Origin of the sequence: Gordonia sp. VNK1 (genome assembly GCF_040049135.1) — a bacterium.
GTDB lineage: Bacteria > Actinomycetota > Actinomycetes > Mycobacteriales > Mycobacteriaceae > Gordonia > Gordonia oleivorans.
The window spans coordinates 169,067-189,334 of the sequence record NZ_JBDZDJ010000006.1 but is presented as its reverse complement, the minus strand read 5'-3'; the positions used below and the strand labels follow the sequence as shown (position 1 = coordinate 189,334).

The following is a 20,268-nucleotide window of genomic DNA, read 5'->3' as shown; positions in this document are numbered from 1 at the left end:
CGGGTTGATGCCGTCAGGAGTCGGCGAGACCCGTTCCGGTAACCGGCGGCTGAACCGACCACGGGAAGTTGATCCACTTGTCGGTGATCCGCCAGAAGTAGTCGGGCGTGGTGATCGTGTGCGGCTTCTGATAGATCACCGCGTTGCGGACCTCGGCGACGCGCCCCTGATGTTCGCAGTAGTCGTCGACCAGGGCCAGCGTCTTGCCCGAATCAGCGACGTCGTCGACGACGAGGACCTTCTGATCGTGCAGGCCGCTGCTCTCCAGCAACGACGGCAGCATCACGGGTTCGGCGAGTGTCTCGCCGACACCGGTGTAGAAGGCGACGTTGAGCGAGATCATCAGTTTGCAGTCGAGGGCGTAGGCCATAGCCCCGGCCGGGATGAGCCCGCCCCGGGCGATGCCCAGGATGATGTCGGGGACGAATCCGTCGTCGGCGACCTGTTGGGCCAGTTCCCGGCAGGCCACCCCGTTCAGCTCCCAGGTGAGGATCTCGCGGTCGGTGTTCTCGATGCTCGACATTGCTCAACTGTGCCAATGAACGCGGCGGAGTACACGGTGAGAGCGGGATTCGGGTGGGCAGCGATGCCGCTCACACTCGCGGTGAGGGGATGGTCGGCGGTGGCCCGCTCGCCGGTATGCTCGTCAACCATGAGCGACCAGCCCGAATCCGCCCCTGCCGCCCCGGCCCCGAAGTCGCCGGCCCCGAAGGCGTCACTGCCCGGCGAGGTCGTCTCGTCGATCCGGAAGTTCGTGGCCCGCGAGGGCGGGTCGGCGACGGCCGTCCTGCAGCCGATCGGCGCGGCCGGTGTCCGCATCACCCTGGTCGGTCGGGACGGCGGCATTCTCGGTGACCGCGTCGTCGACGACATCGACACCGCCGCCGCCGTCCTCGAGGCCGTCGACGGACTCGAGATCGGTGAATGGGATCGGGACCTGACCTCGTCGACGAACGTCAAGCCCGGTCACTACCGGCAGATGGCCGGTTGGGTTGCCCACCAGAAGCGTTTCCCGAAGCCGCGTAACCAGGCGATTCTCTGATCTACTCAGAACAACACACGTGCGGCCCCGAGGATCTTCCTCGGGGCCGCACGTGTGTCAGGGAACCGGGACGGGTGTGACGTTCTCGGCGGTCGACCGCTCGGACTGGCCGAACCACAGCACCAGCCAGGTGGCTCCGATCAGGAGCAGCGCGCTTCCGAGCATGTGCAGCAGCACCAGCACGATCGGCAGGTCGGTGGCGTACTGCACCACTCCGATGACGCCCTGCAGTGCCAGCAGCCCGACGTAGATCAGTGCGGCGCGGGACTGGGGGAGTCGCATCACCCGGGTGACCACCACCGCGGCCACGGCCAGCCCGATGAGTACGAACACCGAGTCGGCGTGCAGTTGGGTGGTCTGCGAGGGCGTCAGGCCGTTGCGGGGGGCCTCGGCGTCGCCGGCGTGCGGGCCCGATCCGGTGACCACCGTGCCCAGGTAGATGGCCACCCACGTCACCACGTACACCGCCCACGACAGCAGCAACCCGGTCCGGGAGGCGAGGCCTGCCGGTGACTGTTCCCGCGGATACGGGGTGGTGCGGAACACCAGGACGGTGGCCCCGGACACCAGCAGCATCGACAGCAGGAAGTGCAGGGACACCACCCACGGGTTGAGATCGGTGAGCACCGTGATGCCGCCGACGACCCCCTGGAACGGAATGCCCAGCGCGAGCAGGGTGACCAACACCCGATTGCGGCGTTGCGATGACGCCTGCCGCCACACCGCCACCCAGGTGGCGATGGCGATGGCGATCAACACCCACGTGAGCATGCGATTGCCGAACTCGATCACCCCGTGGTAGCCGAGCGCCTGATGCGGCACGAACGATCCGTCGGTGCATTGCGGCCAGGTGGGGCAGCCGAGGCCGGAGCCGGTCAACCGCACGGCCCCGCCGGTGACGACGATCCCGACGTTGGCCACGAGCAGCGCGACGGCCCACCGGTGGACGAAACGTGCGGTGGGACGGCCGAATCCGGGGATCCGAGCGAATCCCGACGGCGCCGTCGGCGCGGCGTCGGAGGTGCCGGCCGGTGTGGCGCCGGATTTGTCGGAAGTGGATTTGTCGAAGGTGGTCATCGCGGTCCGGTCGTCGTGGGGGCTGTGAGAATTATCAGGATCAGGGGTTGATGAGGATCACTCGAATCGGAACCAGCGCACGGCGGCGGCGCCGCCGACGACCGCCCAGAGGATCAGCACCACGACGCCGAAGACGTCGAATTGGCTGTGCGTGGCGCGTTCCAGCGCCTCGGTCAGGGCGCCGGAGGGAATGCATCTCGCTATCCACCACAGGCCGGTGGGGATCCGCGACTCCATGATGACGACGCTGCCGATCCCGACCATGGCAAACCACAGCAGGTTGGCGACGGCGAGAACGACCTCGGCCTTGCCGGTGCCGCCGAGCAGCAGACCCAGTGCGGAGAAGGCGGTGGTGCCGATCGCGATGACGACCGCACCGATCGCCAATCCCGCGACGCCGGGTCGCCAGCCGAAGGAGGCGCCGATCGCGCCGATGATGATCGATTGCATCACCACGACGGCGACGACGGCCAACGACTTCCCGGCGATGATCCCCCACCGCGGGATCGGGGTCGCACCGAGCCGTTTGAGCGCTCCGTAGCGACGATCGAAGCCGACTGCGATCGCCTGGCCGGTGAAGGCCGTGGACATCACCGCGACGGTCATGATCGCGGGGACGAACGTCGCCGCGCGTTCGGCGGTGCTCGATCCCAGATCGGTGTCGAGGGGCAGCAGACACAGCCCGATGAGCAGCGTGATCGGGATGAACATCGTGAGGAGCAGTTGCTCGCCGTTGCGCAGCAGCAGGCGCAGTTCCAGGCGCGTCTGGGCGGCCAGGATCGCGGGCAGGGACGCCGCGCCGGCGCCGGGGGTGAAGGTGCCCGCCGGGAATCGATTCGTGGTCTGGCCGGTCATCGCAGTGCCCGTCCGGTGAGATCCAGGAACACATCCTCGAGGCTGCGGGTCTCGACCCGCAGATCGGTCGCCAGGACGTTGATCTTCGCGCACCACCCGGTGACGGTCGCCAGCACCTGGGGCGTGACCGTGCCCAGCACCAGGTAATTGCCCGGTCCGGTCTCCGAACAGTGGTAGCCCTCGGGCAGGGCCAACTCGAGCAGCGTCAGGTCGAGGCCCCGGGGCGCGGTGAAGCGTAATTCGTTCTCGGCCCCGCGGCTGGTGAGGTCGGCCGGTGAGCCGTCGGCGACGACCCGGCCCCGGTCGATGATGACCACGTGGTCGGCGAGGTGTTCGGCCTCGTCCATCAGGTGTGTGGTCAGCAGGACGGCCACACCGTCGCCGCGCAGCCGGTCGATGATGTCCCAGACCACCAGCCGGGCATGGGCGTCGAGGCCGGCGGTGGGTTCGTCGAGGAAGACCAACTCCGGCCGGCCGACGATGGCGCAGGCCAGGGAGAGTCGTTGCTGCTGGCCGCCGGACAGGCGCCGGAACGGGGTGCGGGCCGCGTCGCGCAGTCCCAGCGCGTCGAGCAGCCAATCCGGGTCGATCGGATCGGCGCTGTAGGCGGCGCACAGTCGCAGCATCTCCTCGGCGCGCGCACCGGGGTAGGCCCCGCCGCCCTGCAACATCACTCCGATGTGCCGGCGGAGTTCGTCGTTGTCGCGGGTCGGATCAAGTCCCAGCACCCGCACCGTTCCCTCGTCGGCGGTCTGGAATCCCTCACAGATCTCCACCGTCGTGGTCTTGCCGGCTCCGTTGGGCCCGAGCAGTGCCAGGACCGTTCCCGGGGCGAGATCGAGGTCGAGACCGTCGACGGCGGTGTGTCCGCCGAAGCGTTTGACCAATCCGCGGATCCGCAGGGCGGGTTCGGCGGCGCGGTTGTCGGTGGCACTCGGTGCCGACGCCCTGTCTGGACCAGCACCGTCCTGACGAAGACCGTCCCGACGAGTGCCCTGCGGGCGACCACCGTGCGGACGACCCGTCATCGGATCGTCGCTCGACGGTGGGTGGGTCGCGCTGCGCACACCGGCCAGACTATGCCCTCGTGGGCGCAGGGAAAAAACCACGGCAGCGCTCGGCGCCCGCTCGTTGACGCGGTGCCGATCACGTCGAGGTCGGCGTCGTCTCGGTGGCGCGGTCGCCGGACCTGCGCCGTCGCCTGCGCAGCCACGGCCAGTCCTCGAAGAACAGGGCGGTCATGACCGCGACCATGATCACACCGGCGAGCAGGCCCTGGGCGAGGACGACGCCGCTGGTGTTGGAACTGGTCGGCATGACGACGATCGCGATGATCGCCGACACCGAGATGGTCGCGATCCGGAACCAGGGACGGGTGGCCCAGGCGGCGAGCGGGATGACCGCCCACAACAGGTACCAGGCCTGGACGAACGGAAAGAACACCACCACGGTGGCCATCGACACCCCGAGTGCGCCCAGCGGATGCAACCGGCCGGCCAGCGTCGCCAGCATCCACCGCACCACGAAGATCGCGGCGATGAGCTGCCCGAGGGGCCGTACGACGTCGAGGATGGCCTGCGTCTGGTCGCCGAGGCCGAGGAACACCCCGACCCGACCGGCCGACACCGACAGCAGCGTCGGCATGGACATCCAGGAACGCACCACGGCGCCGGTCGAGAGGGTCTTGGTCCAGCCGAAGCCCAGGCCGGTGCCGAGGCAGACCAGCACCATCACGACCGCGAGGATGGCGGCGAGCAGCCCGGCGGAGGCGGCGAGTGCCCGAACGGTCTGGCGTGAACGCGGCCACCACTGGCCCAGCGGTGCGCGTCGCAGCGCCGGAAGTGTCGCGCCCCAGCGCAGCGCCAGGGCGATGCCGACGAAGCCGAGCGCGAGGATCGAGGTGAATTTCACCAGCGCACTCATCGAGATGATGGCCGCGCCGGCGACGAGCAACCAGCCCGCCCGGCCGGGCAGGCGACCACCGGGGGGCCACAGCGGATCGGTGCCGTAGATCGCCCGGAACGAGAGTTCGATACCGACGAGCATCATGCCCAGCATCAGGGCCTCGTTGTGGATGCCGCCGACCAGATGCAGGATGACCAGCGGATTCATCGCGCCGAGCCACAGCGCGGCGACGGGGGAGACACCGCAGCGCCGCGCCAGTCGGGGCAGTGCCCAGACGATCAGGGCGATGCCGATCAGGGCGACGATCCGGTGGGCGAAGATCGCCAGGGTGATGTTGTCCCCGGTGAGCGCGGTGATGCCCTTGCCGATCCAGATGAAGAACGGCCCGTACGGCGCCGGGGTGTCGCGCCACAGGTTGGGCACCGAGCGGGTCAGGGTGTTCTCCACACCAAGTCCGCGCAGCGGGCTGACCGTGTACGGATCCATCCCGCGGTAGGCGATCGCACTCTGCGCCAGGTAGGAGTAGATGTCCTTGCTCAGCAGCGGCGGGGCGATGACGATCGGGGCGATCCACAGCAGCAGGGTCCGGTCGGCCTGTGCGCGGGTCATGCGGCGTTCCGGGCTGCGTCCGTGCAGGACCTCGACGCTGAACCGGCCGACCGCGAACCGGCCGATCAACAGCCAGGCCACCACCAGCATGATGGTGCCGCCGATCGACAGGGTCAGTGCGGTGCTCCACATCCGCGACGGCAACGACAGCACGCGCACACCGGCCACGGGATTCTGCAGCACCGGGATCTGCCCGGTGGCCAGGGAACCGACGAGCATGAGGATCGTGCCCGTCGCACCGAAGAGTTTGATGCGGGTCAGTCGTCGGTTCTCGGCCGCATCGAGTGGCCCGACCTCACGTTCGCGGTCGTGCATCTTGGCGACGCTCACGCCGTATCCACCGCGTGTGTCGGGATCGCGTGGCGTCGATCGAGCGGGTTTGCTCAATCCGACGTAATCCAGTGCCCGACGCAGCACCGTGGTTTCTGGCACACGACGACTCTAGGTCATCGCCACTCCAGGTCATCGCCACACCAGGTCATCGACGCCGTGCGACGGTGTGCCCCGTCGGCCGCATCGTGGTCGCGGTCGCACTGTGATGAGCGCCGCTAAGGGCACCCTTGCTGGAACCCGGGAATCATTTACGTCACACTCGTGTTGTGAAAACCATGCCAGGTGGATCAGTGCGCGGTGAGGTCGTGTCGTCGACCGACTCGGCGCATGCCGGTGTGCACCCGACGAGCGTGCACACCGACGGTCAGACCCGTGCGGCAGTGGTGAATCTCCTCGTCGAGGACGGTCCGCTGACCGCGGGCGAGATCGGTGAGCGCCTCGGCATCAGCGCCGCGGGCGTCCGTCGACACCTCGACGCGCTGGTCGCGGCGGGCGATGTCGAGGAGGCCTCGGCGGCCTTCGGCCATCGCGGTGGTCGCGGTCGTCCGGCGAAGTTCTTCCAGCTCACCGCCGCCGGACGCGGAAAACTGCGGCACGCCTACGACGATCTCGCCGGTGCCGCCATGCGCAAGCTCCGCGATCTCGGCGGGTCCGCGGCCGTGTCGGAGTTCGCGCGGGAACGCGTCGAGCGCATCGTCGCCGAGGTGACCCCGGCCACCGACGCCGACGCGGTCGCCGGTACCGTCACCGACATCGCCGACGCCCTGACCAGCGCCGGCTATTCCGCCAACACCCGCCAGGTCGGTTCGGGGATGCAGATCTGTCAGCATCATTGCCCGGTCGCCCACGTCGCCACCGAGTTCCCCGAACTGTGCGAGGCCGAGACCGCGGTGTTCACCGAACTCCTCGGCACTCATGTGCAGCGGCTGGCCACCATCGCCAACGGTGATTGCGCCTGCACCACCCACGTACCACTGCCTCATCCGGATCCACCTCCCGACGGGTCATCGGCAACGCCGCCGCCGCCGGTCCCCTCGAGCCCATCGGGCTCCGCAGATGCACGAACGAGCGATGCACAGCCCGCACCCGCTCGCCCCACCACGAGTCGAAAGGCTTCGCGATGACAGTCACCGATCCCTCGGTCGCCGCCCCGGACAAGGCGGCGCCGCTCACGCAAGAAGAGACAATCGCCTCGCTGGGCAACTACGGATACGGCTGGGCCGATTCCGACGTCGCGGGTGCGAGTGCCCAGCGCGGCCTGTCCGACGCGGTCGTCGCCGACATCTCGGGCAAGAAGAGTGAGCCGGAGTGGATGCTCGAACAGCGCCTCAAGGCATTGCGCATCTTCGATCGCAAGCCGATGCCGCACTGGGGTGCCGAACTCGACGGCATCGACTTCGACAACATCAAGTACTTCGTGCGGTCCACCGAGAAGCAGGCCACCACGTGGGATGAGCTTCCCGAGGACATCAAGAACACCTACGACAAGCTCGGCATCCCCGAGGCCGAGAAGCAGCGCCTCGTCGCCGGCGTCGCCGCGCAGTACGAGTCGGAGGTCGTCTATCACCAGATCCGCGAGGATCTCGAGGCGCAGGGCGTGATCTTCCTCGACACCGACACCGGTCTCAAGGAGCACCCGGAACTGTTCCGTCAGTACTTCGGATCGGTGATCCCGGCCGGCGACAACAAGTTCTCCGCGCTCAACACCGCGGTGTGGTCGGGCGGATCGTTCATCTACGTCCCGCCGGGTGTGCACGTCGACATCCCGCTGCAGGCCTACTTCCGCATCAACACCGAGAACATGGGTCAGTTCGAGCGGACCCTGATCATCGTCGACGAGGGTGCCTACGTGCACTACGTCGAGGGATGTACCGCGCCGATCTACAAGACCGATTCGTTGCACTCGGCCGTCGTGGAGATCATCGTCAAGAAGGGTGGGCGGTGCCGCTACACGACCATCCAGAACTGGTCGAACAACGTCTACAACCTGGTCACCAAGCGCGCCAAGGCCGAGGCCGGCGCCACCATGGAGTGGATCGACGGCAACATCGGCTCCAAGGTCACCATGAAGTACCCGGCCGTGTGGCTCACCGGCGAACACGCCAAGGGTGAGGTGCTCTCGGTGGCATTCGCCGGCGAGGGACAGCACCAGGACACCGGATCGAAGATGGTGCACCTGGCGCCCAACACCTCGAGCAACATCGTGTCCAAGTCGGTCGCACGTGGCGGTGGCCGCGCCTCCTACCGCGGTCTGATCAAGATCAACAACGGTGCGCACGGCAGCCGGTCGACGGTGAAATGCGATGCGCTGCTGGTCGACACGATCTCCCGCAGCGACACCTACCCCTACGTCGACATCCGCGAGGACGACGTCACGATGGGTCATGAGGCGACCGTCTCCAAGGTGTCCGACGATCAGCTCTTCTACCTGATGAGCCGTGGCCTGACCGAGGACGAGGCGATGGCGATGGTGGTGCGCGGCTTCGTCGAGCCGATCGCGAAGGAACTGCCGATGGAGTACGCCCTCGAACTCAACCGGCTCATCGAACTGCAGATGGAAGGAGCCGTCGGCTGATGGCGGACCCCACACTCCCGGTGACCGCACCCGATGCGGCCGCCCCGGTCAATAAAGGCGAACAGTTCACCTCCTTCGACGTGGACGCGTTCGAGGTTCCCAGCCCGCGCGAGGAGGCCTGGCGGTTCACCCCGTTCCGTCGCCTGCGTGGACTGCATGACGGAACGGCGACCGCCACCGCGATCGCGAAGGTGACCGTCGACGGTGTCACCGACGGCGTCACCGCCGAGACCGTCGAACGTGACGACCCGCGCCTCGGCGAGGGTGGCGTTCCGTTCGATCGTGTTGCGGCGCAAGCCTATTCGACATTCGACGAGGCCACCGTGGTGACCGTCGGCAAGGAAGTGGAACTGAGTGACCCGGTGACCATCCGGGTGACCGGACCCGGTGAAGGCGATGTCGCCTACGGGCACATCCAGATTCGGCTCGAACCGTTCTCCCGGGCGGTGATCGTCCTCGACCAGAAGGGTGGCGGCACCTTTGCCGAGAACGTCGAGTTCGTGGTCGGTGACCAGGCGTCGCTGACCGTGGTCAACGTGCACGACTGGGATGACGACGCCGTCCATGTGGCCGCGCATCACATCAAGGTCGGGCGCGACGCGGTGGTGCGCCACTTCGCGGTGAGTCTCGGCGGCAACCTCGTCCGCCTGTCACCGGTGGTCCATTACGACGCACCCGGCGGCGATGTCGAACTGTGGGGTCTGTACTTCGCCGACGCCGGACAGCATCTCGAACAGCGTCTGCTCGTCGACCACAGCCAGCCCAACTGCCGCTCCAATGTGGTGTACAAGGGTGCGCTGCAAGGTGATCCGAGTGACCGGAGCAGGGAGGCGCACACCGTCTGGATCGGCGACGTGCTGATCCGGCCCGAGGCCGAGGGCACCGACACCTTCGAACTCAACCGGAACCTCGTCCTGACCGACGGGGCCCGCGCCGACTCGGTGCCCAACCTCGAGATCGAGACCGGCGAGATCGTCGGCGCCGGACACGCCAGTGCCACCGGACGTTTCGACGACGAGCAGCTGTTCTACCTGCAGGCCCGCGGAATCCCCGAGGATCAGGCCCGACGCCTGGTGATCCGCGGATTCTTCGGCGAGATCATCGCCAAGATCTCGGTCCCCGATCTGCGTGAACGCCTCGAGGCCGCGGTGGAAGCCGAACTCGAGAACGCCGGCGCCTGAGCACCCCCGCTCACGCCACCACCCGCTGAGCGAAGGGTCGAGCGCAGGCCACGGAATCCACCTGCCGATCGAGGGCCGAGCGAAGCGAAGTCCCCATCCACCCGCTGATCGAGTAGGGCCGAGCGAAGCGAGGCCCGTATCGAGATCACCCAGCCCAGCCCACACAACGAAAGACCACCATCAATGAGCACACTCGAAATCCGCGACCTGCACGTCGACGTCGCCCAGAGCGACTCCGAGGCAGAGCCGATCCACATCCTCAAGGGCGTCGACCTGACGGTGCGTTCCGGTGAGACCCACGCGATCATGGGCCCCAACGGTTCCGGCAAGTCGACGCTGTCCTATGCGATCGCCGGTCATCCCAAGTACCAGGTGACCTCGGGATCGATCACCCTCGACGGTGAGGACGTCCTCGAGATGAGCGTCGACGAACGAGCCCGCGCCGGGCTGTTCCTCGCGATGCAGTATCCCGTCGAGGTGCCCGGGGTGTCGATGTCGAACTTCCTGCGCACCGCCGCCACCGCCGTCCGCGGTGAAGCGCCGAAGCTGCGTCACTGGGTCAAGGAGACCAAGGAGGCGATGAACGCGCTCGAGATCGATCCGTCGTTCGCCGAACGCAGTGTCAACGAGGGTTTCTCGGGTGGCGAGAAGAAGCGCCACGAGATCCTGCAACTCGATCTGCTCAAGCCGAAGATCGCGATCCTCGACGAGACCGACTCCGGTCTCGATGTCGACGCGCTGCGCGTGGTCAGCGAGGGTGTGAACCGCTACAAGGAAGCCGAGAACGGCGGCATTCTGCTGATCACCCACTACACCCGCATCCTGCGCTACATCAAGCCCGAGTTCGTGCACGTCTTCGTCGGCGGTCGCATCGTGGAGTCCGCCGGTCCGGAGCTGGCCGACGAACTCGAGGAGAACGGCTACGTGCGATTCACCTCGGCGGCCGCGGCCCGCTGAGTCGGGCTCACCGGGATCGCCGATCACCGAACCGAGATCATCTTGAAGGAGGCGTCGTGACTCTCTCCGCCGCACCGGTGGCAGGCTTCGACGTGGCGTCGCTGCGGGCCGATTTCCCGATTCTGGGACGGACCGTCCGCGACGACAAACCTTTGGTGTACCTGGATTCCGGGGCCACCTCGCAGCGCCCGGTACAGGTTCTCGACGCCGAACGCGAGTTCCTGACCACGCGCAATGCGGCCGTGCACCGTGGCGCGCATCAGCTGGCCGAGGAGGCGACCGACGCCTACGAGCAGGCGCGCGAGAAGATCGCCGCGTTCGTCGGTGCGGGCGTCGACGAGATCGTGTTCACCAAGAACGCGACCGAGTCGCTGAACCTGGTCACCTACACACTCGGTGACGACCGCAGCGCCGCCGTCCTCGGCGGACGCGCGCTCGGTGCGGGTGACACCGTGGTGATCACCGAACTCGAGCATCATGCGAATCTCGTTCCGTGGCAGGAGTTGTGCCGGCGCACCGGTGCGACCTTGCGCTGGTACGGCGTGACCGATGACGGCCGGATCGATCTCGACTCCCTGGTCCTCGACGAGACGGTGAAGGTGGTGTCGTTCACGCACCAGTCGAACGTGACCGGCGCCGTTGCCGACGTCGACGAACTGGTGAGCCGTGCTCGCAAGGTCGGCGCTCTGGTGGTGCTCGACGCCTGCCAGTCGGTGCCGCACATGCCGGTCGACTTCGCCTCGCTCGACGTCGATTTCGCCGCATTCTCCGGGCACAAGATGTTCGGGCCATCCGGGGTGGGTGTCCTCTACGGCAAGAGCGCACTGCTGAATGCGTTGCCGCCCTTCATCACCGGCGGATCGATGATCGAGACCGTCACCATGGAGGTCTCGACGTATGCGGCACCGCCGCAGCGATTCGAGGCCGGTGTGCCGATGACCTCGCAGGTCGTCGGGCTCGGTGCCGCCGTCGACTATCTGTCGCTGATGGGGATGAATGCCGTTGCCGCCCACGAGCACTCACTGGTCGAGCGGGCGTTGACACGTCTGGGTGAGATCGACGGACTGCGCATCATCGGGCCTACCACCACCGAGAACCGGGGCGGAGCCGTGTCCTTCGTCGTCGACGGCATCCACGCCCACGATCTCGGGCAGATCCTCGACGACGAGGGTGTGGCCATCCGGGTCGGCCATCACTGCGCCTGGCCCCTGCATCGTCGCTTCGGAATCGCGGCGACGGCACGCGCATCGTTTGCCGCCTACAACACCCTCGACGAGGTGGACGTCCTCGCCGACGCCATCCGCACGGCGCAGAAGTTCTTCGGGGTGGCCGGCTGATGCGGATGGAGCAGATGTACCAGGACGTCATCCTGGATCACTACAAGCATCCGCACGGTCGCGGACTGCGGGAACCGTTCCGCGCCGAGGTCCATCACGTGAACCCGACGTGCGGGGACGAGGTGACCCTGCGCGTGGCGCTGAGTGACGATGGCGAGACGATCGCCGACGTCTCCTACGACGGACAGGGATGTTCGATCTCTCAGGCGTCGACATCGGTGCTCTACGACCAGATCGTCGGGCTGAACCTGGATGATGCGCTCGCGGCGGTCGCCTCGTTCAACGCCATGATGACCTCACGCGGTAAGGACGAGGGCGACGAGGACGTGATCGGTGACGGCATCGCCTTCGCCGGTGTGAGCAAGTATCCGGCGCGCGTCAAATGCGCGCTGCTCGGCTGGCTGGCGTTCAAGGACGCACTGGCCCAGTCGGTGGAATCCATTGAGACACAACGAGCGGAACTCGCATGAGCAACGAGACTGATCAGACGGCAATCGATGCCACAGACACCGGCACCCCGACCACCGAAGCCCCGACAACCGAAGCTCCGACCACCGCTGTACCAGCGCCGGTGAGCACGTCGCTGCCGCTGCTGGAGGACGTCGAAGAAGCGATGCGCGACGTCGTCGATCCCGAGTTGGGGATCAACGTCGTGGATCTGGGCCTGGTCTATGACATCGAGATCACCGACGACGCGGTCGCCAAGATCGACATGACGTTGACGTCGGCGGCGTGCCCATTGACCGACGTGATCGAGGATCAGTCGCGGTCGGCTCTGGTCAGCAGCGGGTTGTGCACCGACATGGAGATCAACTGGGTCTGGTTGCCGGCGTGGGGCCCAGACAAGATCACCGACGACGGCCGCGAGCAACTGCGTGCCCTCGGTTTCACCGTCTGAGGCGTGACCGAAGGAACGGATCCACCGGAGGGACACTTCCGTCGTGTCCGGCGGTGGAAACCGCAGCGGCATGAGGATCGCGTGGAGAAGATGATCCGCGAGGCCACCGAACGCGGTGACTTCGACAATCTCCCCGGCATGGGCAAGCCGCTGAACCTGTCCGGACTCGACGATCCCGACTGGTGGGCCAAGCAGAAGATCCGCGACGAGGAACTCGACTCCACCGCCCTGTTACCGCCGACGCTGCAACTGCGCAAAGAGGCCGACACCTTCCCGGAGTCGTTGCGCGGCATCTCCGACGAGCAGGCGGTGCGTGCGATCCTCGACGACTACAACAAGCGGGTGAAACAGGATCGGTTGCGGCCCACCATGGGTCCCGCGTCGCACATCGTCGCGCGGACCATCGACGTTGACGACATGGTGGCCCGGTGGCGCGAACTGCGCTGAGCGCAGGTCCTGCCCGGTGTGACAACTGCCGGGCGAGAACCGTTGCTACATCATGTGTTCGGGATGCACATCGGTCGGCAGGAACCGCAACGTGGACATGCGCCACGCCATCTCGCGTCGGTTGTCGACGATCTCGGAGTACAGGTCGTCGAGTGCCGCCTTGCCGCGGTTGTGCGGTCCGACGATGCGATAGCAGGCCTGGTTGAACGAGCCGAACCACAATTGGATGAACAGTTTCGGGTTGCGCAGCATCATGCTCATCGGTACCAGGCAGCCGATCTCGCGTGCGAGCGCGTCGAGGTAGAGGACCTGCGACGGGATGGCCTCGGTGTGGCGGGGACTCAACTCGGTCCAGTGCTCCTCCCATTCCTTCTCGCGGCCGATGCGCTCGTCGAGATCGGCTGGGGGAGTGAGCTTTCCGCTCAGCACGCGGGCGAAGTACCGGGCCTGCATCTCCGCGCAGATCGGGATGCCGCCGGAGAACGGACGGACGAAACCGATGAATGCGGCGGTGCCCTGATGTTCGGGATGCAGGAAGTGCTTGTACAGGTTGCGCACGTTGGCGTCCTTGACCTGCAGGTCGCCGATGGACAACTCCTCCTTGGTGAAGCCGGTGCACAGCACGATGGTGTCGAACTCGGCCGAGGTGGAGTCACCGAAGGTGACGGTGTTGCCGTCGGAGGAGGAGATACCGGCGTCGTTCAGCGTGATGCGGCCACTGACCAGATGCGGGATGAAACTGACGTTCTTGCAGAAGATCCCACGTTGCGCCCAACTGCCGTCCGGGTGCGAGCGGCGATTCCAGGTGCGGATCATCTCGAAGTTGGCGTCGTTGTGCTCGGTCCCGATGTCGAGTTTGGGCGGATCGACGGCCTCGCGCATCGGATTGAGTTCCGGCTGCGGGGCGCGCATCGACGGGATCAGCTTGTCGCGGTAGACCCGGGCCGCGCCGAGTGCGGTGGTGAGGACACCGAGGACCACCGACACCACCCCGAACACCGCCTTGGCGATCGGGCTGCGTCCCCAGATCGTGTCCAGGGCGAACGGGTAATGCGAAGAGCGGTCCAGCATTTCGTGATGATGCGACCGGACCGTACCGTTGTCGGTGGTTCGGGTGCCGTTGAAGATGCGTGGCAGCAGATAGGTGTAGGACCGGATCGCGAGGGTGCACTCGTCGGCGACGTCACCGACCTCCCGCACGATGTCGGCACCGGATTCGGCCATCCCGACCACCAGGACCTTCTTGCCGCGGAACCGTTCGTTGTCGCGGTATTCGGCGGAGTGGACGATCTCGCCGGTGAAGTTCTCCAGACCGGGGATGTCGCGATGCGGGGTCTTGAACGGGCCCGAGCACACCGCCACGGCATCGAAGTCCTCGATCGTCTCGACGCCGTCGTGCTGCACGGTCACCGTCCAGGAGGCCGGCTTGCGCACGATGTCGGTGACCTCGTGACCGAACCGGATGTGATCATGCAGACCGAAGGTCGTCGCGTATTCCTGCAGGTACTCGAAATACTCACGGCGCGAATAGAAGACGCGACCACCCTGGAAGGGGAAATCGGAGTAGGCCATCAGCTTCATGGAGATGGTCAGCATCAGGCTGTCATAGGCCTTCATCGTGGAGCCGTCGTCACCCTCGCGCAGCCAGATGCCGCCGGAGGAGGGGTTCTTGTCGAAGCAGACCACCTCGTGGCCCTCGTCGAGGAGTTGCTTGATGGTGGTCAGTCCGCAGGGACCGGCGCCGACGACGCAGACCTTCATGTGATGCCTTCCGGGAGTGCAACGTGACTCGACCTCGCACCTATCGAGGCCGCACGTTAGGGAAGGAACATTATCTCGAGGTCCGCCCAACTCGGCGGTGGCTTGCGTGACCAGCGCAAACCGCGCAAAAACGACATTCGGTCCGCGGTTCGGAACCGAAGTCGCTTGCCCGCATCGCTACCGTTGCGGTGTGTTGATGACCATCGAGGCACGCTCGGATGACCCGACGACGCCCGCCACCGATCTGGGTTTCCTGCTGCACAAGCATCCCGACCGGGTGCAGCGGTTCGAGACCACCCAGGGCGAGGCGACGGTGTTCTATCCGGTGGCCGATCCGGCCGTGTGCCGGGCGGCGCTGTACCTCGACGGCACCGACGTGATGCCCCCGCGGACGGCCGAGGTGAACCGGTACGTGAACGCGCTCCCGTACGAGGCGTCGTCACGGCTGGTGGTGGCACTGGGCAAGGTGTTCGGCGATGCGCTCGCCGGACGGTGTGCCACCCGTCCGGAGTTGGTGGCGCGCCGGTGGGAGCTGACGGTGACCGTCGCCGCCGTGCCACTCGCGTCGGCACTGACACCCGCTGACCTGTTCGGCCCGCTGGGGTGGGAGGTGGACGTTTATCGCGGGCAACTGACCCCGGGTGACTTGGGTCCGTCCGGCCACGCCCGTCTGCAGTTGAGGGGACGTCAGCGCGTCGGCGATGCGCTTCGGCATCTCGCGGTGCTGCTGCCCGTACTCGCCGACGACAAGCACTACTTCGTCGACGACTCCGAGATCGACAAACTCCGCCGTCGGGCAGGTGACTGGCTCGCCACGCATCCACACCGCCTCGCGATCGCCCGCGCCTCGGTCAAACACCTACCGGGACTTGCCGATCAGGCGGCCGAACTGGTCGGTGCCGAGGTGTCCGTCGAGTGCGGCCGGACGTCGCTGGCACGGACCCGACGTTCCCACGTGATCGAGGTCATCCGCCGGCGAGGCGCCCGCACCGTGCTCGATGTCGGCTGCGGTGAGGGCGCCCTGCTCGCCGATCTGGCCGACCTGCCGGGGATCGCCGAACTCGGCGGGGTGGATGTGTCCGCCGCAGCGCTTCGTACCGCCGGGCGGCGTCTGGAGCGGTGGCGTCACGTCGCGCTGTGGCAATCCTCGTTGATGTACTCCGATCCACGATGCACCGGTTATGACGTCGCGGTGCTGATGGAGGTCATCGAACACATCGACCTGTCGCGGTTGCCCACCGCGACGTGGACGATGTTCGGCGACATCGCCCCACGCACGGTCATCGTCACCACACCCAACCGGGAGTACAACGTGGAATACGGCATCCCGGACGGGCAGATGCGTCACCCGGATCACCGATTCGAGTTCACGCGTGCCCAATTCGCCACCTGGTGTGCAGATGTCGCCGCCGAGTACTCCTATGCCGTCGAGATCGACGGGATCGGCGACGGTTCACCCGAATACGGGAGCCCGACCCAGTGCGCCGTCTTCGAGCGCGTCGACGACCGATCAACCGAGGTGAGATCATGACCACGATCGAGATTCCGGATCTCTGCCTGGTGGTCCTCGTCGGGGTGACCGGTTCGGGCAAGTCCACCTTCGCCCGCCGGCACTTCCGGGAGACCGAGGTGCTGTCGTCGGATGCGCTGCGCGCCATGGTGTCCGACGATCCGCAGGATCAGGCGGCCACCGGTGATGCGTTCGCGGTTCTCGCTGATGTGGCCGGTCGGCGGCTGCGCCGGGGCCAGCTCACCGTCGTCGACGCGACGTCGCTGCGTCCGGAGGATCGCCGGGTACTCCTGGATCTGGCCAAGGAGAACGACGTCTTCGCCGTCGCCGTCGTCCTCGATGTCGAGACCGGCGAACTGAACCGGCGTGCGCAGCGAGATGGCCGCGACTCCGGTGTGGTCACCCGTCAGCGGGCGCTGCTGCGCTCGTCTCGGAAGTCGTTGCGTAAGGAGGGCTTTCGCTATGTCCACCTCCTGGACGGCGTCGCCGAGATCGACACGGCCACCATCGTGCGGACCCGGCTCTATCATGACAAGACCAATCTGCACGGGCCGTTCGACATCATCGGCGACGTGCACGGCTGTGCCGACGAACTCGTCGATCTGCTGACCGAACTCGGCTGGCGGATCGAGATCGATCCCACCGGTCTCGTGGCACGGGTGGACGATCACCCGGACGGGCGGAAGGCGATCTTCGTCGGCGATCTCGTCGATCGCGGCCCCGACACACCCCGGGTACTCGCGATCGTCGGTGCGATGGTCGAGGCGGACTTGGCGCTCTGTGTCCGCGGAAACCACGAGGAGAAGCTGGTGCGGGCGCTGCGCCGCGAGAGCGAGGGCACTCGGGCGTCGCGGCCGACGCCGCTCACCAACGGTCTCGCCGAATCGATGGCGCAACTCGCGCGCACGACGCCGGAATTCCGTTCCTGGGCGCTGGATTTCCTCAATTCGTTGATTGCCCACTACGTTCTCGACGACGGTCGGCTGGTGATCGCACACGCCGGGCTCGCGCAGCGCTATCACGGCCGTACCTCGGGCCGGGTACGCAATGCCGCACTCTACGGTGAGACCACCGGAGAGACCGACCGGTGGGGTTTCCCGGTACGCATCGACTGGGCGCGCGACTATCGGGGGAGTGCGGCCGTGGTCTATGGCCACACCCCCGTTCCGGTGGCGGCCTGGGTCAACAACACGCTGTGCATCGACACCGGCTGTGTCTTCGGTGGGGCGCTGACCGCGTTGCGATATCCCGAGCGCGAGATCATGTCGGTACCGGCCCGCGCCGTTCATCACGATCCGGGTCGACCCATGGGATACGGAACCAGTAACGCCGACGATCAGCTGCGGGCCCGGTTGACGCTCGCCGACGTCGCCGGAAAACGCTCGATCCGAACACGTTTCGGCCCACCGGTGACGGTGCGTGAGGACAACGCGGCCGCGGCACTGGAGACCATGTCGCGCTTCGCCGTCGATCCCCGGTGGCTGCGATACCTGCCTCCGACGATGAGTCCGGTCGGCTCCGACCGTGACGACCTGCTGGAGAGTCCCGGCGCGGCGGTGCGGCACTACGCCGAACTCGGCGTGGGCGATCTCGTGTGCGAGGAGAAGCACATGGGTTCGCGCGCGTGCCTCGTCATCGTCGACGGTCCGGACACCGCACGGAGATGCTTCGGTGTCGCCGGTGGTCGCGGTGCCATTTACACGCGGACCGGCCGGGCATTCTTCGACGACGCGGACACCGCCGAGGTGCTGGCGCGGGTGTCGGCGGCCGCCGTGCCCGTGATGGCCGATCTCGAGTGTTCCTGGATGATCCTCGACGCCGAGATCCTGCCGTGGAACATCAAGGGGGAGGGCCTGATCCGAGCCGAGTTCGCCGAGGTGTCGGCCGCCGCGACCGACGAGAACGACCTCTTGACCGACGAGTTGGCGATGGCGGGACAGCGCGGTCTCGACGTGGCCGAGCTGACGGGTCGCGCCGGTTCGCGTCGTCGCGACCTCTATGCGTTCACGGCCGCCTACGGCCGGTATGTCGTCGCCGGGGCCACACTCGCGGACGTGCGGATCGCGCCCTTCGAGGTACTGGCCTGCGGTGGTGGCGCGAGCGGTGACCGGACACTCGAGAACCGGCCACGCGCATGGCATCTGGCGTGTGCGGACGCACTCGTCGCGGCCGACCCCGAGGTGTTCACGACCACCCGGCGGATAACGGTCGACGCCCGCGACCCCGACTCCGTCGCGCGGGCCGAGAGCTGGTGGCACGAACGCACGTCCGGCGGCGCCGAGGGGATGGTGGTCAAGGCGGCGGCGAACATGGTGCGCGACACCACCGGTCGCGTTCTTCCCGTCGGCCTCAAGGTCCGCGGACCGGACTACCTGCGCATCATCTACGGCCCCGGCTACCTCGACGACCTCGGTCGCCTGCGATCCCGCGACCTGCGGCACAAGAGGTCGATGGCCGCCCGCGAGTACCGGTTGGGCCGGGAGGCGCTGTCGCGTCACGTCGAGGGTGCCCCGCTGTGGCAGGTTCACGAATGCGTCTTCGGTGTGCTGGCACTGGAATCCGAGCCGGTGGACACCCGCCTCTGACAGCGCTTACCCACACATCGACGGCGCTCTCACGGGAGTGATCAACCGAGACCGGGACGTGTGACCTCACGCATCAACCGGAGTCGGGTGCGGTGGTCGAGTGCGGCGAAGACCGATCGCATCGCCGCGAGTGTGCCGGCCAGATCGGTGCGCTCACTGAGGTAGCTGCGTTGTGCGCTCACCGGCAGTGCGAGAAACGCGGCGAAGAAGGTGACGGTTTGTGCGGGATCGAGGCCGAGCAGCACCCCGAGACCGCGCAATCGCAGCCGCCACACCTGACGCGCCGAGAAGGGCCACAGCAGTTCGGTCGGATCATCCCCGTCGCGGATTCCGCGCGCCAGCAGATCGGCACAGCGCAGGGCGGTGGCCACCCCGTACCCGCTGATCGGGTTGAGCAGCCCGCCGGCCGCACCGAAGGTCAACGGAGTTGTCTCCCAGGGCGTTCGGGTGTCGGGCAGCATGGGGAACGCCACCGTCTCCGAGCCGCGGAGGCGGGCGTCGGCGAGGCCGTAGGCGGCAAGACGACGGGCAAGACGGTCGCGCAGCTCACGAATCCGGAGGGCGGGCCGGCCCACCAGACAGGTCTCCTCGAGCAGGACCGTGTCCTCACCGAGTGGCACGGCGTAGAGAAACGAGGGCGACGGTCCGCCGTGCTGCCACGGCGCGGTGTGTTCCGGTGCGCGCCAATCCATCAGGATGGCCGGCGATCCGTCGAGCACCCGGCGCGCGTCGTCGTCTCCGACGATCACACCGTAGGCGGTCTGGCGTGGCAGGTGACGGGCCGAGGTGCCGCGACAGTCGATCACGTGGTCGGCGGTGATCGACTCGCCGTCGCCGGTGATCACCGAATGAGTCTGTACCTCTACGGCTTTCGCGTCGATCACGTGTGCATCGTCGATCGGGAGTCCGGTTTGCAGTCGCTGCGTGTCGAAGACGGTGTAGCCGCGGGCGATGTCTCGCCGCCGATACGCATAGACCGAGACCGAGTCGACGCGGGCCGCGACCAGGTCACCGCCCACCCAGGTGGGCACCTCGTCGGTCCAGGCGGCATAGGTGGGCGTCCAGCGCCGGTGCGGCGCCGGATCGATCAGCGTCACCGCGACCCCGTGGTGCAGGAGTCGGTGGCTGAGGGCACGGCCGGACGGGCCCGCGCCCACGACGATCACGGATGTGCTGCTCATCGCGACGGTGCGCCC

18 protein-coding genes are annotated in these 20,268 nt (G+C 67.1%); 11 read left to right on the top strand and 7 right to left on the bottom strand.

The window, feature by feature from the left end; translation table 11 throughout:
- Positions 1-13: 13 nt before the first annotated feature.
- The gene (locus tag ABLE94_RS09775) at positions 14-523 is read right to left on the bottom strand and encodes a phosphoribosyltransferase (RefSeq protein WP_348803735.1); all 510 of its coding nucleotides are present in this window, start codon (positions 521-523) and stop codon (positions 14-16) included.
- 129 nt (positions 524-652) lie between these two features.
- On the opposite strand from ABLE94_RS09775, the gene ABLE94_RS09770 reads away from it, so the two are divergent.
- Positions 653-1,042 (top strand): hypothetical protein, encoded by a 390-nt coding sequence (locus ABLE94_RS09770; protein WP_348808662.1) that lies wholly within the window; start codon positions 653-655, stop codon positions 1,040-1,042.
- A gap of 57 nt (positions 1,043-1,099) precedes the next feature.
- On the opposite strand, the gene ABLE94_RS09765 is transcribed toward ABLE94_RS09770, so the two are convergent.
- The 4 genes from ABLE94_RS09765 to mptB all read right to left on the bottom strand — a co-directional run bounded on the left by ABLE94_RS09765 (position 1,100) and on the right by mptB (position 5,920).
- Positions 1,100-2,119, bottom strand: coding sequence for a COX15/CtaA family protein (locus ABLE94_RS09765; protein WP_348803737.1), 1,020 nt, complete (start codon positions 2,117-2,119; stop codon positions 1,100-1,102).
- A gap of 57 nt (positions 2,120-2,176) precedes the next feature.
- The gene (locus tag ABLE94_RS09760; protein ID WP_348803738.1) at positions 2,177-2,974 is read right to left on the bottom strand and encodes an ABC transporter permease; all 798 of its coding nucleotides are present in this window, start codon (positions 2,972-2,974) and stop codon (positions 2,177-2,179) included.
- Positions 2,971-4,041 (bottom strand): ABC transporter ATP-binding protein, encoded by a 1,071-nt coding sequence (locus ABLE94_RS09755; RefSeq protein WP_348803739.1) that lies wholly within the window; start codon positions 4,039-4,041, stop codon positions 2,971-2,973. The genes ABLE94_RS09760 and ABLE94_RS09755 overlap by 4 nt, the downstream gene beginning before the upstream one ends.
- Positions 4,042-4,120: 79 nt before the next feature.
- Positions 4,121-5,920, bottom strand: coding sequence for a polyprenol phosphomannose-dependent alpha 1,6 mannosyltransferase MptB (gene mptB, locus ABLE94_RS09750; protein WP_348803740.1), 1,800 nt, complete (start codon positions 5,918-5,920; stop codon positions 4,121-4,123).
- Positions 5,921-6,096: 176 nt separating this feature from the next.
- On the opposite strand from mptB, the gene ABLE94_RS09745 reads away from it, so the two are divergent.
- The 8 genes from ABLE94_RS09745 to ABLE94_RS09710 all read left to right on the top strand — a co-directional run bounded on the left by ABLE94_RS09745 (position 6,097) and on the right by ABLE94_RS09710 (position 13,216).
- Positions 6,097-6,945, top strand: coding sequence for a helix-turn-helix transcriptional regulator (locus ABLE94_RS09745; protein WP_425476172.1), 849 nt, complete (start codon positions 6,097-6,099; stop codon positions 6,943-6,945).
- Positions 6,942-8,396, top strand: a complete 1,455-nt coding sequence (sufB, locus tag ABLE94_RS09740) for a Fe-S cluster assembly protein SufB (protein WP_348803742.1) — start codon at positions 6,942-6,944, stop codon at positions 8,394-8,396. Before ABLE94_RS09745 ends, sufB begins: the two co-directional genes overlap by 4 nt.
- Positions 8,396-9,577, top strand: a complete 1,182-nt coding sequence (gene sufD / locus ABLE94_RS09735) for a Fe-S cluster assembly protein SufD (protein WP_348803743.1) — start codon at positions 8,396-8,398, stop codon at positions 9,575-9,577. The genes sufB and sufD overlap by 1 nt, the downstream gene beginning before the upstream one ends.
- Before the next feature lie 183 nt (positions 9,578-9,760).
- Positions 9,761-10,534 (top strand): Fe-S cluster assembly ATPase SufC, encoded by a 774-nt coding sequence (gene sufC / locus ABLE94_RS09730; protein ID WP_348803744.1) that lies wholly within the window; start codon positions 9,761-9,763, stop codon positions 10,532-10,534.
- A 56-nt stretch (positions 10,535-10,590) separates the two neighbouring features.
- On the top strand, positions 10,591-11,871 hold the full coding sequence (locus ABLE94_RS09725; protein WP_348808661.1) for a cysteine desulfurase: 1,281 nt from the start codon (positions 10,591-10,593) through the stop codon (positions 11,869-11,871).
- Positions 11,871-12,341, top strand: a complete 471-nt coding sequence (gene sufU, locus ABLE94_RS09720; protein WP_348803747.1) for a Fe-S cluster assembly sulfur transfer protein SufU — start codon at positions 11,871-11,873, stop codon at positions 12,339-12,341. Before ABLE94_RS09725 ends, sufU begins: the two co-directional genes overlap by 1 nt.
- Positions 12,338-12,769 carry a metal-sulfur cluster assembly factor gene (locus ABLE94_RS09715; protein WP_348803748.1) on the top strand — a complete coding sequence of 144 codons (432 nt, stop codon included), beginning with the start codon at positions 12,338-12,340 and terminating at the stop codon, positions 12,767-12,769. The genes sufU and ABLE94_RS09715 overlap by 4 nt, the downstream gene beginning before the upstream one ends.
- Positions 12,770-12,859: 90 nt before the next feature.
- Positions 12,860-13,216 carry a DnaJ family domain-containing protein gene (locus tag ABLE94_RS09710; RefSeq protein ID WP_348803937.1) on the top strand — a complete coding sequence of 119 codons (357 nt, stop codon included), beginning with the start codon at positions 12,860-12,862 and terminating at the stop codon, positions 13,214-13,216.
- A 45-nt stretch (positions 13,217-13,261) separates the two neighbouring features.
- Here the strand turns inward: ABLE94_RS09710 and ABLE94_RS09705 are convergent, their stop codons facing one another.
- Complete coding sequence (locus tag ABLE94_RS09705; RefSeq protein WP_348808660.1) at positions 13,262-14,977, bottom strand: flavin-containing monooxygenase; 1,716 nt, start codon at positions 14,975-14,977, stop codon at positions 13,262-13,264.
- Positions 14,978-15,173: 196 nt separating this feature from the next.
- Between ABLE94_RS09705 and ABLE94_RS09700 the strand changes: the two genes are divergently transcribed.
- Both ABLE94_RS09700 and ABLE94_RS09695 read left to right on the top strand, forming a co-directional pair.
- Entirely contained in the window at positions 15,174-16,508 is a 1,335-nt protein-coding gene (locus ABLE94_RS09700) for a 3' terminal RNA ribose 2'-O-methyltransferase Hen1 (protein WP_348803938.1), read from the top strand.
- On the top strand, positions 16,505-19,072 hold the full coding sequence (locus tag ABLE94_RS09695; RefSeq protein ID WP_348803750.1) for a polynucleotide kinase-phosphatase: 2,568 nt from the start codon (positions 16,505-16,507) through the stop codon (positions 19,070-19,072). The genes ABLE94_RS09700 and ABLE94_RS09695 overlap by 4 nt, the downstream gene beginning before the upstream one ends.
- 41 nt (positions 19,073-19,113) lie before the next feature.
- On the opposite strand, the gene ABLE94_RS09690 is transcribed toward ABLE94_RS09695, so the two are convergent.
- On the bottom strand, positions 19,114-20,253 hold the full coding sequence (locus ABLE94_RS09690) for a lycopene cyclase family protein (protein ID WP_348803751.1): 1,140 nt from the start codon (positions 20,251-20,253) through the stop codon (positions 19,114-19,116).
- Positions 20,254-20,268 lie beyond the last annotated feature (15 nt).